Raw genomic sequence first — 914 nt, 5'->3', positions numbered from 1 at the left:
GGCCGGTGGGCCGGTGGGCCGGTGGGCCGGGAAATGGGTGAAGGGGTGAGCGCTGGTGCGCTCACCCCTTCATCTGAAGCGTGGTGGTCGGCCCGGAGGCAGTCGATCGATCAGGGCCCCTGCTCGAAGCGACGGCGGAACCGGTCCTCCATCCTCGAGGAGTAGGACCGACCATCGGAGGACTTGGAGGAGGCCCGCCCGGCCCCGGGGACACGCGGCCCGCCCGGGTTCTTGACCCCCGGCGCACCCGCTGACGGCGTCGAACGTAGCGCGAGCACCCCGGCCGCGAACATGACCAGGAACCCGACGAGGCTCAGCACGGGGAAACCGCCCGGCTTGACGTCGAGGGCCAGACCACCGATGAGAAGTGCCACACCGAGGACGGCGAGCGCCACGACCAGGCCCGCGGGACGCCGGGCGCCACTCGCGCCGGTCTTACGGACGGACGACGCGAACTTGGGGTCGTCGGCGTAGAGCGCGCTCTCGATCTCCTTGAGCATGCGCTGCTCGTGCTCGGACAGGGGCACTTCGACCTCCTTCAGATGCTCGTGATGACGAGCGTGGCCGGCTCGGTCGGTTCGCACCGACCGCGGACGGTGATCAGCCGGTCATGGTTCTCCCCATCATACGAGGGCAACGCGGCCGGGACCACCGGGATTCCCCTGGACGGGCCAGGGGGACGGCGGGTCCGCGGCCGGACGGGTCAGGCCGCGGGGCCCAGGACGCCCAGGCGCCGGTCCACCAGGTCCATGAAGCGGCCCACCGCCCACAGGAAATCGTCCGCCATGCGGGCTGAGATCGTCCGCGGGAGCCCGTCCTCGACGGCGGCAGCTAGAGCGGAATACCCGGCGAAGGCGGTCGCCCACTCCCCCAGTTCAGGCGCCTCCGCCGCGAGCCGGTGCCAGACATCGACC

At 71.6% G+C, this 914-nt stretch carries 2 protein-coding genes; both read right to left on the bottom strand.

The window, feature by feature from the left end; translation table 11 throughout:
* Window positions 1-110: 110 nt before the first annotated feature.
* Window positions 111-527 (bottom strand): DUF3040 domain-containing protein, encoded by a 417-nt coding sequence (locus HMPREF3086_RS17465; RefSeq protein ID WP_061228920.1) that lies wholly within the window; start codon window positions 525-527, stop codon window positions 111-113.
* A gap of 176 nt (window positions 528-703) precedes the next feature.
* A partial coding sequence (locus HMPREF3086_RS17460) for an SAV_6107 family HEPN domain-containing protein (RefSeq protein ID WP_246831042.1) occupies window positions 704-914 on the bottom strand: 211 nt, incomplete at its 5' end.

The organism is Dietzia sp. HMSC21D01, from assembly GCF_001815995.1.
Classification (GTDB): Bacteria; Actinomycetota; Actinomycetes; order Mycobacteriales; family Mycobacteriaceae; genus Dietzia; species Dietzia cinnamea.
This window is presented reverse-complemented; position numbering and strand designations above follow the sequence as displayed.